This window comes from Paraburkholderia sediminicola, from assembly GCF_046027825.1.
GTDB lineage: Bacteria > Pseudomonadota > Gammaproteobacteria > Burkholderiales > Burkholderiaceae > Paraburkholderia > Paraburkholderia sediminicola_D.
On sequence record NZ_JAQQDU010000013.1, the window covers coordinates 24,235 to 37,408 of the forward strand.

The 13,174-nt window shown below is 63.2% G+C and carries 11 protein-coding genes and 1 pseudogene; 9 read left to right on the forward strand and 3 right to left on the reverse strand.

Going from position 1 to position 13,174, the window contains the following annotated elements; all coding sequences use genetic code 11:
• The first annotated feature begins 14 nt into the window (after window positions 1–14).
• From PQQ96_RS09480 to PQQ96_RS09490, 3 genes are all read left to right on the forward strand, one after another.
• The gene (locus PQQ96_RS09480) at window positions 15–989 is read left to right on the forward strand and encodes a M23 family metallopeptidase (protein ID WP_408291090.1); all 975 of its coding nucleotides are present in this window, start codon (window positions 15–17) and stop codon (window positions 987–989) included.
• Between the two features lie 98 nt (window positions 990–1,087).
• Window positions 1,088–1,363 (forward strand): hypothetical protein, encoded by a 276-nt coding sequence (locus tag PQQ96_RS09485; RefSeq protein ID WP_408291091.1) that lies wholly within the window; start codon window positions 1,088–1,090, stop codon window positions 1,361–1,363.
• 84 nt (window positions 1,364–1,447) lie between these two features.
• Complete coding sequence (locus PQQ96_RS09490) at window positions 1,448–1,879, forward strand: bactofilin family protein (RefSeq protein WP_408291093.1); 432 nt, start codon at window positions 1,448–1,450, stop codon at window positions 1,877–1,879.
• Here the strand turns inward: PQQ96_RS09490 and PQQ96_RS09495 are convergent.
• The 3 genes and pseudogenes from PQQ96_RS09495 to PQQ96_RS09505 form a co-directional block, all read right to left on the reverse strand.
• Window positions 1,876–2,703 (reverse strand): hypothetical protein, encoded by an 828-nt coding sequence (locus tag PQQ96_RS09495; RefSeq protein WP_408291094.1) that lies wholly within the window; start codon window positions 2,701–2,703, stop codon window positions 1,876–1,878. The two genes, PQQ96_RS09490 and PQQ96_RS09495, sit on opposite strands and share 4 nt — an antisense overlap.
• 124 nt (window positions 2,704–2,827) lie before the next feature.
• Window positions 2,828–4,900 (reverse strand): annotated as a pseudogene (locus PQQ96_RS09500) (putative bifunctional diguanylate cyclase/phosphodiesterase); the annotation flags it as partial.
• 116 nt (window positions 4,901–5,016) lie between these two features.
• Entirely contained in the window at window positions 5,017–5,430 is a 414-nt protein-coding gene (locus tag PQQ96_RS09505; RefSeq protein WP_408291095.1) for a rhodanese-like domain-containing protein, read from the reverse strand.
• Between the two features lie 124 nt (window positions 5,431–5,554).
• Here PQQ96_RS09505 and ftrA point away from each other — a divergent pair, with 124 nt between their 5' ends.
• From ftrA to PQQ96_RS09535, 6 genes are all read left to right on the forward strand, one after another.
• Window positions 5,555–6,520 carry a transcriptional regulator FtrA gene (ftrA, locus tag PQQ96_RS09510; protein ID WP_408291096.1) on the forward strand — a complete coding sequence of 322 codons (966 nt, stop codon included), beginning with the start codon at window positions 5,555–5,557 and terminating at the stop codon, window positions 6,518–6,520.
• Window positions 6,521–6,900: 380 nt separating this feature from the next.
• Window positions 6,901–7,941 (forward strand): hypothetical protein, encoded by a 1,041-nt coding sequence (locus tag PQQ96_RS09515; protein ID WP_408291098.1) that lies wholly within the window; start codon window positions 6,901–6,903, stop codon window positions 7,939–7,941.
• Window positions 7,942–8,093: 152 nt separating this feature from the next.
• Window positions 8,094–8,861, forward strand: coding sequence for a bestrophin-like domain (locus PQQ96_RS09520; protein ID WP_408291100.1), 768 nt, complete (start codon window positions 8,094–8,096; stop codon window positions 8,859–8,861).
• Window positions 8,862–8,903: 42 nt separating this feature from the next.
• Window positions 8,904–10,118 (forward strand): DUF2252 domain-containing protein, encoded by a 1,215-nt coding sequence (locus PQQ96_RS09525; RefSeq protein WP_408291101.1) that lies wholly within the window; start codon window positions 8,904–8,906, stop codon window positions 10,116–10,118.
• A 317-nt stretch (window positions 10,119–10,435) separates the two neighbouring features.
• Window positions 10,436–11,845 carry a GH1 family beta-glucosidase gene (locus tag PQQ96_RS09530; protein WP_408291103.1) on the forward strand — a complete coding sequence of 470 codons (1,410 nt, stop codon included), beginning with the start codon at window positions 10,436–10,438 and terminating at the stop codon, window positions 11,843–11,845.
• A gap of 84 nt (window positions 11,846–11,929) precedes the next feature.
• Complete coding sequence (locus PQQ96_RS09535) at window positions 11,930–13,168, forward strand: ABC transporter substrate-binding protein (protein WP_408291105.1); 1,239 nt, start codon at window positions 11,930–11,932, stop codon at window positions 13,166–13,168.
• The last annotated feature ends 6 nt before the right edge of the window (window positions 13,169–13,174 follow it).

A 13,174-nucleotide genomic window follows, 5' to 3' on the forward strand; every position in this document is an offset into this window, starting at 1 on the left:
GCCGGGCGCCGCTGATGTCCTCCGTGTTTCACGCCGGCAGTCAGCTCTCCAGCGGCTCGGTCGGTTTCGTCACGCGCCGCACGGCGCTCACCATTGCGGTTGCCACGGCGTTCGGCGCTGCAGCGCTGGCGCTTGCCGCGGGCATCGCGATCGGTGTGCATTGGCCGGCGCACGGCGCCGGCGATCAGGCGGCGAGCCGTGTCGAGCACGACTATGCGATCGATCAACTCGGCAAGCTGAACGCATCGGTTGCGCAGATCGAACCACGCATCGCGCGCCTGACGATGCAGGTCGGTGCGTTGCGCGATTTCGAAGCACGCCTGAATACGCCGCGGCCGGTGCCGCGCGCACCAGCGACCCCAGCCACGCAGGGCGCCCCCTCGGAACCCGACACGTCCGCCACCGATAGCGAAGGCGAGGGTGGCCCTTCGTTGCCGCCGCGCCGCTGTACGGATGTCATGCCGTCTCCGGCCGGTCATGCCGATGCCGTGCGCACCCGGCAACAACTGGATTGCATCGCCGCGACGCTGTCCGCGCTCGAGCAACAAACCGCCGACCACGCGATCGCGTACGCCGCCTTTCCCGGCCGCATGCCGGCCGAGGGCGCGCGTTTCGGTTCGCCGTTCGGCAACCGCACCGATCCGTTCACACATCGTTTGAGTTTTCATCCAGGCATCGACCTGGTCGCCAAAACCGGCACGCCGATTCTTGCGGCAGCGGGCGGCCAGGTGATCTTCGCCGGCGAGAAGTCGGGCTATGGCAACGCGGTGGAAATCGATCACGGCAACGGACTCGTGACCCGCTACGGCCACGCGTCGCGCATCGTCGTGCATGTCGGCGATCTGGTGCTGCCGCGCCAGTATGTCGCCGATGTCGGCTCGACCGGCCGCTCCACCGGCCCGCATCTGCATTTCGAAGTGCTGGTCAACGGCGCGCCGGTCGATCCGGCTGCCTATCTCGCGCTATTCGCGCCCACGCCCCATGGTTGAACGACGGGTTTCCCGCGATGCGGGCAGTCTGGCGCACGGCGCCTATACGTTGCAGCCCGCGCGGCCGCTCGTCCTTCGCGTGACGCTGTGGGTACTGGTTGTGCGCGCTCGGCGCAGCAGGCGGTGCGGCGGCCGTTGTGGTCTGGCAGTCGCAGCGCGCCGGCACACCGGCTGATCAATGCAGCGCGGCGCCGGTCGATGAAGGCGCCGATCAGGCTGAACTCGCCCGTACCCGGCTTGCGCTGGCGCAGGAGTCGGCGGCGCGCGCCGCGGTGCAGAAAACCGCGGACAGCGCCGTCACCGACGTCGCGCGCCTGAACGCCGAATTGCAGTTTCTGCATGGCCAGAGCAAGACGAAGCCACCGGGCCGTTGATTGCCTGACAACCCAGCAACCTCACACCGGCTCGTCGCCCGGATAGCATCACGCGACGACCATGTTCATTTCAAAGAGATACTTATGTTCAGCAAGAAAAAACACGCGGGCATCCAGCAGACCAAGCTCGCCACCCTCATCGCACACGACGTGCGGATCACGGGCGACCTCGTGTTCAGCGATGGCCTGCGTATGGACGGCCACGTGAAGGGCAACGTCAGCGGCGAGCCGGGCACCCAGACGCTGCTGGTGTTGAGCGATCGCGGCTCGATCGAAGGCAACGTGCATGGCTATGACGTGGTGGTCAACGGCCGGATCGTCGGTGACGTGATCGCTGATCACTTCGTCGAGTTGCAGAGCAACGCGCATGTGACCGGCAACATCTACTACCAGCAGTTGCGGATGGATTGCGGCGCCTCGGTGGACGGCAAGCTCACCAAGCGCGACGCCGCGCAGGCGACGCCGATTCTCGTGTCGGTGGCCGATACCGCACACGAGGCGCGGAAGGCCGGTTAACCGGCCGCGTTTCGCGTCAAACCGGCCCCCGGCAACGACTGGCAGGGCGCGGCCGCATCGTGACCGAGCGCATCGCTGCGCGTCGCCCGCGATTCGCCCAGTGCGCGCATTTCCCGCGTTTCGGCGAGACGCTCCAGCGCGCCGCGGTCGAGCGTGGCGAGCATGTCGCGTTCGACGATCAGATGGTGCAAGGCCAGCACGATCAGGCCGATGGCCAGCAACAGATCACCTGCAAACACCACGGCGTAAACCGCCGAGGTGGTGCGAGGATTACCGTACAGCAGCGTCGTGTTGGCGCGGTCGAGCAGCACGAGCACGAGCGGCACGATGGCATTGAGCGTCGCGATAGCACTCCCCACCGCTACCAGCATCCGTGCCGGTCCGAGTTGTGGACGGCGCCGGCGGTACACTTCATACAGCGTCGCCGCGCGGCACGGCGCAAAAAACAGCGCCAGCAAGCTGGCCCGCGCCACCAGCGGAGCATGCCATGCCAGCAGGCCCCCATGCAGCACGCAGAACACGGCAGTGACGACCAGGCCGGCGCGCCACGGCACCGATGCACCGAACAGATCGCGCGTACCCGACCAGATCAGGATGCGGCTTTGCAACGCCAGGGTCGAGGTGGCCAGCAGCAGCAAATCGCTGGGCCAGATCTTATGCAGCGTGAAGCATGCCGTGGCTGTTGAAAGCAGGTAAAAGCCGACGGCCCAGAAACGGAACGCAGTGACCTGCGCAAACATGCGCGCGAGTGCTGTCGTGATCAGGGCGCTGCACAGAAACGTGATCAGCCACACCGTTTGGAACGTTGCTACGTCAATCTTCATGAAGTCTCCAGCAGCCTATCTGCCTGTTCCTGCTTAACGGTAAAACGAGGCCACGCAGCGGGGCGGGCTATCAAGGGACGCACTGAGTCGCGTCGGTATACGCGTGTCAAACAGATTCGGATGCTCATGCGGCCACCTTTCTTTCGCGGAGCATCGCGCCGAAGTTCTCGGCGGTGAGCGGATGGCCTAGCAGGAAGCCTTGCATCTCGTCGCACATCATCGACTTGAGCATGTCACGTTGCGACTCGGTTTCGACGCCTTCCGCCACCACGTCCATGTCCAGCGAGTGCGCGAGCGCGATGATCGCCGCAACGATCGCGCTGCCTTCCGGCCCGTGCTCGTCGAGCCCGTTGGTAAAGAAGCGGTCGATCTTCAACTGCTTGACGCGAAAGCGTTGCAGGTAGGCAAGGCTGGAATAGCCGGTGCCGAAATCGTCGATAGCGATTTCAAAGCCGCTGGCCTGGAACGCGCGAATCATTTCGATGGTTCGTGGGGCGTCCTGCATCGCGACGGCCTCAGTGATTTCGAACATGATCTGCTCGCATTGCACGCCTTCGTCGGTCACGATCTTGAGCATCGTCGTGACAAGGTTCGGTTGCGACAATTGGCGCGGCGAGAGATTGATCGCCACCTTAATCGACGGCAAGCCCTGCTCGATCCAACGGCGAATCTGCCGGCACGTTTCGCGCAAGACCCAGTAGCCGATCTCTACGATCTGGCCTGAGCGTTCGGCAATCGGAATGAACTCGAGCGGCGCCAGCGAGCCGAGCAGCGGATGATTCAACCGGATCAGTGCTTCGGCACCCGCCAGCGAGTCGCCGCTGCCGCGGAACTTGGGCTGGAAGTGCAGCGAGAAATGGCCGGCGGTGAGCGCTTCGTGTAGCGCGCTTTGAATCTGGAGCGTGCGCGTCGCGGCTTCATTCATGCTCTGTTCGAAGAAGCGATAGGTGCTGCGGCCCGCGCGCTTGGCTTCATACATGGCCGCATCGGCATGTTTCAACAGCGTATCGACGGTATCGCCGTCGTGGGGATAGAGCGCGATGCCGATGCTCGGCATCACCTGCAGCGGTTGCGAATCGGTCCATGCGCCCTGACGCATCCGCTCGAGTACGTTATCGGCTATCGCGCCGGCGTCTTCGCGTGAAGCCAGGTTCTCGGACAGCACGACGAATTCGTCGCCGCCGAGACGTGCGACGGTGTCGCTCGCCCGCACGCACAATAGAAGACGCTGGGCGAACGCGGACAGCACTTCATCGCCGACGGAGTGGCCGAGCGAATCGTTGATGGTCTTGAAGCCGTCGAGATCCATGAACAGGATGGCGAACAGCGAGCGCTGCCGGCGCGCGCTTTCAAACGCGCGTTCGATGCGTTCGGTCAGCGTGCTGCGGTTGGGCAGGCCTGTCAGCGTGTCGACGGTGGCGAGCCGCACGATCTGACCGTTCAGTTGCGACACCGCGCCGGTCAGAAAGCTGGTGCGCGCATCGAAACGCGACAGCAGCAATGTGACGATCAGAATGGCGAATGTGAACAGGATCACCGAGGTGGCGAGCCACTCGGCGTTCACGCCCTTGGCCGCACCACAGACGGCGCCGAACGGAAACTCGGCGGCCGCCATGCCGGCGTAATGCATGCCGCTGATCGCGACACCCATCACCATCGCCGCGCCGAAGCGCTTGGGCACCACGTGGCGTTCGTCGTCGTTGCTGAGTGCGCGCGCCATCCACAGCGCGGCAGTCGACGCGCCAATCGCGATCGTGAGCGAGCCGGCGAACCAGGCCGGGTGATAGTGGATACCTGGGTCCATTTGCATCGCTGCCATGCCGGTGTAGTGCATGCCGGCGATGCCGAAGCCCATCAGCACGCCGCCGGCCACCAACCGCGCCGGTGTAAGCCGAGCATGGGTTGTCGCGACCAGCGCCAGATACGACGCGCCGATCGCGAGTCCGAGCGAACAGGCGGTCGTCGCGAAGTCGTAGCCGAGCGGAATCGGCAACGAGAAGGCGAGCATCGCGACGAAGTGCATCGACCAGATCCCGACACCGAGCGCCGTGGCGCCGCCCAGGCGCCACGCGTGCCGCAGACGTGCCGAAGCCAGCAGGAAGATGCGGCCGGTCAGATCGAGCGCGGTGTATGACGCCAGCACCGCGACGGCGAACGAGATTGCGACCAGCCAAAAATTGTATGAGCTCTGCATGTTAAGTCCAACCGCGAAAGGGAAGCGGCTGAACTTGTTATCGACAGTTGGTGGCGTTTATTGAGTTGATTTTCAATATGTTAGCCATAGGCGTCGAGCATCGCGCAACTGGCCGCGGCTTATGCCAGGGTGAACCCTTCGTCGAGCCAGCCCGTGACGCCGCCGATCATCAATTTGACAGGCCGGCCCAATTGCGCGAGACGCAGTGCGCCGCGTGCGGCGCCGTTGCAGTGCGGGCCCGCGCAGTAGGTGACGAATAGCGTGTCCTGCGGGTACTGCGCGAGCTTTGACGCCACGATCTTGCCGTGCGGGAGGTTCAGCGCGCCCGGCACGTGACCCTGCTCGAACAGCACCGGGCTGCGCACGTCGAGGAGGACGAAGCCGGGCGTGCCGCTCGCGAGCGCAGCGCTCACGTCGGCGCAATCGGTTTCGAATTGCAGCGACGCCTGGAAGTTGGCGAGGGCAGCGGCGCTATCGGCGGCGGGGATGGCGGTGACGGCGTTGACGGGGTTGAGGGTGGTTTGGGTCTGCATGGCGAGTCTCCGGGGCGGAAAGTGGGCGTGATTGGATGGCGAAGCGATTCTGTGGCCTTCATTGTCGCGACGCGGCACGCGCCGGGTAAGTGGCGTAATCGTCAATCTCCGGTAACATCACGCCATGCACAATCATCTTGTCGTTGCGCTCGCTTACGACCGGCTCTGCACGTTTGAATTCGGCTGCGTGACCGAACTGTTCGCGCTCGAACGTCCCGAGCTCGGCGTGGACTGGTACCGCTTTGCCGTATGCGCGAGCGAACCCGGTCCGATTCGCGCAGCCGGCGGCATCACCGTCGCCGCACCGTATACGCTCAGGCTGCTGGATCGGGCTGACACGATCGTCATCCCTGGCTGGCGCGATGCCGACGAATTGCCGCCCGAGCCGCTGCTGAAAAAGATTCGCTCCGCCTACGCGCGCGGCACGCGCCTCTGTTCGATCTGCTCCGGCGTGTTCGTGCTGGCCGCCGCGGGTGTGCTCGACGGCAAGACCGTCACGACGCACTGGCGCTATGCCGACACATTGCAGCAGCGTTATCCGCAATTGCGCGTGCAGCCAGATGCGCTCTATGTCGACGAAGGGCAGATCATCACCTCGGCGGGATCGGCGGCAGGGCTCGACATGCTGCTGCATCTGGTGCGGCGTGATCACGGCAGCGCGGTAGCCAACCGGGTCGCGCAGCGACTCGTGGTGCCGCCGCATCGTGAGGGCGGCCAGGCGCAGTTCGTGCCGCGGCCCATGCCGCACGACGAAGGCGGGCGTCTCGCGAAGCTGATGGACTGGGTGCGCCGCCATCCCGCGTTGCCGCACACCTTGCGCTCGCTGGCCGAACGGGCGGCGATGAGTCCGCGTACCTTGCAGCGGCAGTTTCACGACGCCACCGGCATGGCGCCCTACGAATGGCTGGTGCGCGAACGCGTGGCGATCGCGCGGGAACTGCTTGAAGCGCCGGCCCCGTTGCCGATGGCGCGCGTCGCGGCGCTGGCGGGCTTCGGTTCCGAAGAGTCGCTGCGACGGCACTTCCGGCGTATCGCGTTGACGAGCCCAGGCGCGTATCGTAAGAAGTTCGGGGTGCAGGCCGGCGTGTAGGTGATCGGGTAGAGGTGCCTTACGTTTCGTCTTGCTGTTCCCGCATACGTGAATCGTTTCAAACGAACGCTTGCCGATGGGCAAAATCACTGCACGGCTCGTGGGTCACGAGCGGGTTAATGCGTGCCGCATGACGCATCGAAAGTGTTTCAGGCAAGCTCCGGTGCCCGTTCGAAAGTCACAGAGCGCCGCGTGCCGGGCGTTGCGGCCGGATCGCACGATTGGCCGTCGCTTTGGCGGCCTGCAAGGGTTCGCGCAATCGTGGATTTTCTGTCAGCATCACGGCCAGCGTTCGTGGCGACTCACATCAAACGTGCGGCGCATACGGCGACTTGAAGCGCGTGTTCGAAACGCGTCATTGCCACCGTCCTCTTTTTCTCATGAACGTCAAAACCGCCGTCACCGCTGCTGCCGTTGTCGTCTCTACTGCTACTGCAGCGCTCATGCCCGCGCTCGTGGCGGCGCAAACGGCAACGGCCGATTCGCGCGCCGATCTCTATCGCCGCAACCTGCTGGCGGGCAAGGACGTGCCGTGCCGCACGAACGCGTCATGCGCGGCATTGGGCGTCGCGGCGCTGGAAGCCGGGCGCATCAAGGAAGCGCAAACGCTGGTCGCGATGGAGGCCGCGCTCGCCGAAGCCACCGCCATGCAGGCGGACGAGGAGAACTCGCCGAGAGCAACCAGTTCGGCACGGGCCCGCGTGGCGATGGCGCTGGTCCATCAGGGTGATGTGCAGGTGAGGCTGGGTGCATTGCCGGATGCGCGCGCGTACTACCGGACCGCGGTGAGCCGTGGCAACGACTATCCCAACGACGCGCTGCTTGGCCGTGCCGTAGCGGCCGCGCGTCAGCGTCTCGAAGCGATCGCCGGCAAGGCGGTGGTGGTCGGTGTGCCGCCGAACGGCGCGCGTTTTGCCAGCTATTTGTTCTTTGGCGCCTGGAACAGTATTGAGGTGAAACCGGTGAAAGGGCGCCACGGCGTCTACCGGGTCGACGGCGATTTCATGTATCCGACCGTTGGCGCCGACGGTCAGCCGAGCGCGAACATGGGCAACCTGTCGGCCTACGTGCGTTTTTACGACGGCGTGGCGCGCGTGCCGATGACCGATGACGGCGGCGATGCGCCGCTCGACGCGACCGCCAGGATCACCAACCTCGCGCCTTATGACAAACCAGCGAACAAACCAGCGGACAAACCAGCGGACAAACCAGCGGACAAACCAGCGGACAAACACGCGGACAAACACGCGGACAAACACGCGGACAAACACGCGGACAAACACGCGGACAGATGCCTGATCGAGTTCAGGCTTTCCGCACCCGAGACGCTCGATGTCCAGACGCACGGCTCGCCGACAGCGTGCGGTTTCGGCTTCAACGTCAGTGCGGACGGACGTTACTATCTGATGACAGGCTCCTGACGGCTGGCCTGTCACAGGCCGCGCGCCTGTTCAGGTCGCGCCCGCACGCTTTCCGATCCACGCTGTCTCTCTTATGATGCAGTGGCTGTGCACGTTTAATCGCCGTCCAAAGCGTTCCCGCCAACAAAACCCTGATAAAAAAACGCTCGCTTATGCAAAACCTCCTCGACTATCCGGCACTCGTCTTCATCTCCTGCTTTGTTGTGATGTGGCTGTCGGCGCGCCTCGGCGCGTCGCTGCTGCGGCGATTCAGAAAGATCGACGAGGATGCACGTGACGATTTCAGCGTAATTCAGGCCGCCACGCTGACGCTGCTCGCGCTGATCATCGGTTTCACTTTTTCGATGGCGGTAGGCCGTTACGATCAACGCAAGAACTACGAGGAAGAAGAGGCGAATGCGATCGGCACCGAATACGTCCGCGCCGATCTGTTGCCCGCCGCCGATGCGGCGACCGTACGCGGCTTGCTGAAAGCCTATCTGGATCAACGCGTGCTGTTCTACACGACGCGCGACGCGGACGAGCTCGCGCAGGTCAATGCCGAGACATCGCGGCTGCAGAACGCAATGTGGTCTACTGTGAAAAATGCCATTGCCGCGCAGCCCACGCCGGTGGCCGCGCTTGCCGTCGCCGGAATGAACGATGTGCTCAATACGCAGGGTTACACGCAGGCTGCGTGGTGGAATCGCATCCCCTTCGCGGCATGGACGCTGATGGTGCTGATTGCGGCGTGCGCGAACGTGCTGGTTGGCTACGGCGCGCGCGGTTTGAAAGCAGGAGCCGGATTGTTGCTGATCGTTCCGCTGGTCGTGTCGCTGTCGTTCATGCTGGTCGCCGATATCGACAGCCCGCGCGGCGGCGTGATTCGCGTGAAGCCGCTCAATCTCCATGCGCTCGCGGACTCCATCCGATCGCATTGAACCTGTACTGAACCCGCGTTGAACCGCATGAAGGAGAAACACGTGTCCGATATCGCACAGACTATCGCCAGCTTCAATGCCGGCCGCGATCCTGAGCGGCTCGCGATGAAATACAAGCTCATGCGCAGCTCGCCGTTCGTGTTTCTGCGTGGCACGTGTCATCTGTTTTACGCAGGGTTGCCGCGCGACAAGGTGCTCGACGATGCGCCGCCGGTGTGGATTTGCGGCGATATGCATGTGGAAAATTTCGGCAGCTATCGGGGCGACAACCATCTCATCTATTTCGACAACAACGATTTTGACGAAGCCTGCCTCGCGCCGAGCCTTTACGAACTGGTGCGCCTCCTTACGAGCGTGCTGGTCGGCGCGAGCGATCTCAAGCTGAGCCGCGCGGAGGCACTCGCGCTCTGTCATACGGCGGTCGATTCCTATAGTGCGGCGCTCGCCTTCGGCAAAGCGCGCTGGATTGAAGCGGAGACGTCGACCGGTATGGTGCGCGATCTGTTCGACGCACTGGCGAGCCGCACGCGTGCCGAGTATCTCGACCGGCGCTGCACGCTCAAGGGCAAGACCCGCGTGCTGAAGGTGGATGGCAAGAAAGCGCTGGCGGTCAGCGACAAGGCGCGCGCCGCGGTCACCGAGTTCATGCATCAGTTCGCCGCGGGTCAACCCAATCCAGACTTCTATCGCGTCATCGATGTCGCGCGGCGGATTGCCGGCACCGGTAGTCTGGGTGTGGACCGCTACGCGATCCTCGTCGAAGGCAAAGGCTCGCCGGACGGTAACTATCTGCTCGACCTGAAAGAGGCGTTGCCTTCTTCGGTGACGCCGCATGTACGCACGCCACAGCCGAAGTGGCACAGCGAGGCGCAGCGCGTGGTTGAAATTCAGCGGCGCAATCAGGCGGTTTCGCAGGCGTTCCTGCATGCGGTCGATTTCAATGAGCGCTCGTATGTGCTGCGCAGCCTGCAGCCGTCGGAAGACCGTGTGGCGTTGAGCGACTGGGACGGCAAGCTGCCGCGGCTCGAAGCAGTGATCAACAGCATGGCCGAACTGAGTGCGTGGGGGCAACTGCGCAGCGGCGGCCGGCAGAAGTCGTCGATCGCGGACGAGTTGATCGCGTTCGGCAATCGCAAGGATTGGCAATTGCCGTTGATCGATCTTGCGACGCAGTGCGAGGCGCGGGTGGCGGCTGATTGGAAGGCGTATTGCGAGGCTTATGATCGGGGTGCGTTTAATCTGGCGGCGAAACTTTGAGATTCACTATGCTGGCGGCTCAACGTCTATCGCATAGGTCGCCTGACGCGCGCAGCGGCGTCACTGTCATACCGCGCTTGCACAATCTCACGTTGTTCTAGAGATCTCCCATGCGCGGCGCATCACGGCGCCGCGCATGCCAGCGTCTTCTCCAGACAAACCCTGATTGCTGCGGTGAATCGCGCACTGCTATCGTTCGCTGGCAGGTGTGGAAGCGCTTCCACTTCTGCTGGCAAAGAACTTCCAAACAGCTTCCAGTCAGCTTCCACATCGAGTTTCGCCGTACCCGGTTCAACGACCTCAGCGCAGGAGAATCCGTGGCAAACGACGCATCCGCTGTATCCGACGCAATATCCCGCGACCCCGACGCACTCGCCGATCCTTTCACCCCGCCCGCGGACTCTTCGCTGTGGCGCAAGAACTTCCTGCTTGGCGCCGCCACGGCTTCGTATCAGATCGAAGGCGCGGTGGATGAAGACGGCCGCCTGCCGTCGATCTGGGACACCTTTTCGGCGACGCCCGGCAAGGTGCTGGCCGGCGACACCGGCGCCGTTGCCTGCGATCACTATCATCGATGGGAAGCGGACGTCGATATGCTGGCCTCGCTCGGTCTTGAAGGCTATCGGCTCTCGATCGCATGGCCACGCGTCATGGACGCGGCGGGCGTGCCCAATCGCAAAGGGCTCGATTTCTACAAGCGGCTTCTGAACCGCCTGAAAGAGAAGGGCATCACGACCTCCGTGACCCTCTATCACTGGGACTTGCCGCAGCATCTGGAAGATCGCGGTGGCTGGCTCAATCGCGACACCGCTTACCGATTCGCCGACTACGCTGACCTGATGAGTCGCGAACTGGCCGGCACGGTCGACGCATGGGCGACGCTCAACGAGCCGTGGTGCTCGGCGTATCTCGGCTATGGCAACGGACATCACGCGCCGGGGCTCGCCGATGGACGCTTTGCGACGCAGGCGATGCATCATCTGCTGCTTGCTCATGGCCTCGCGGTGCCGGTGTTGCGCGCCAACGATCCGGCTTCGCAGAAAGGTATCGTCGCCAACATCGGCCGCGGTACGGCTAATAGCGACAGCGCTGCGGATCAGCGTGCGGCCCATCTGTTCGAAGTCCAGCACAACGCGTGGATTCTCGATCCGTTGTTCAAGGGCGCGTATCCGCAGGACCTGTTCGAGTTGTGGCCGGGCACCGAGCCGCTGGTGCTCGACGGCGACATGCAAACCATTTCCGCGCCGCTCGATTTCCTCGGCATCAACTATTACTTCCGCACCAACGTTGCGAGCGACGGCGCGCATGGATTCCGGGACGTGCCGCTCGAAGGCGTCGAGCGCACGCAGATGGGCTGGGAGGTGTATCCCGACGGCTTGCGCGATGTGTTGACCGGTTTCAAGCGTACGTATCACAACCTGCCGCCGATCTACATCACTGAAAACGGCATGGCCTCGGATGATAAGGTGATCGACGGCCGTGTCGACGATACGCAGCGCATCTCGTTTCTCAAGCGGCATCTCGCGGCGGTCGATCAGGCGATCAAGGCCGGCGTGGATATTCGCGGCTATTTTCTGTGGTCGCTGATGGATAACTTTGAGTGGGCGTTTGGGTATGAGCGTCGCTTTGGTGTCGTACATGTCGACTACAGTACGCAGAAGCGCACCGTCAAACGCAGCGCGGAGCTAGTGGCGAAATTTTTGAAGGAGCGGAAGGCGCGGGTTTAACGGCCGGTGACGCTGGTTTGTATGTCGACTTGAAACACGGGCGCAAAGCCCGGTGCAATTGTGTTGCATGAGAAAGGAGACGGGATGAACAGCAAAAAAATGGCCTTACGAGGCGTGGTTGCGGCACTGGCGTTGTACGGCGTCGTCGCGCATGCCGACCCCTTGAAGGCCAACGTGATTCATTGGTGGACCTCGGGCGGCGAGTCGGCCGCGATCCGCCAGTTCGCCGACGCGTATAACAAGGCCGGTGGCCTGTGGGTCGACAACGCGGTGGCCGGCGCCGATCAGGCGCGCTCCACCGCGATCAACCGGATTGTCGGCGGCGATCCACCCACTGCTGCGCAGTTCAATACATCCAAGCAGTTTCACGACCTGATCGACCAGGGTCTGCTGAACAACGTCGACACCGTCGCGGCGAAAGAAAACTGGAACGGCGTGTTCCCGCAATCGATCCTCGACAGCATCAGGGTGAACGGGCATTACTATGCCGCGCCGGTCGATATCCATATGCCGGCCTGGTTCTTCTACTCGAAGCCGGTGTTCCAGAAGGCGGGCATTGCCGCCGAGCCGAAGAGCTACGACGAATTCCTCGCCGATCTCACCAAACTGAAAGCTGCGGGCGTGATCCCGCTCGCGCTCGGCGGTCAGCCATGGCAGGAAAAGATCACATTCGACGCGGTATTCGCCGACGTCGGTGGTCCCGATCTTTATCTGAAGGTGTATCGCGATCGCGACATGAATGCGGTCAAGTCGGATGCGTTCAAGAAGGTGCTCGCGTCGTTCAAGCGCTTGCATGATTTCGTCGATCCTGGCTCGCCTGGCCGGAACTGGAACGATGCCACCGCGCTGGTGATTTCCGGCAAGGCGGGTGTGCAGATCATGGGTGACTGGGCCAAGGGCGAATTCTCGGCGGCCAACCAGGTTGCCGGCAAGGACTTCGGCTGCTTCCCAGGTTTTGGTCCGCACTCGCCGTATCTGGTCGCGGGCGACGTATTCGTGTTCCCGAAAACCGACAATGCCAACGCGATCAAGGCGCAGAATCTGCTTGCCACGGTGATGACCTCGCCGGCCGCGCAAGTTGCATTCAGCGCGAAGAAGGGTTCGATTCCGATTCGTCCCGATGTGGACGCCAGCAGTCTCGACATCTGCGCGAAGGAGGGCATTGCGATCATGAAGGACAAGTCGCGTCAGTTGCCGAATCCGGAAATGCTGCTCTCGCCTGACACGCAGGGCGCGTTGATCGACGTCATCACGAACTTCTGGAATAAGAACCAGTCGGTCGACGATGCGCAGAAGGCGTTTGCCAGTGCATTGAAGAGCTAGGGGCTC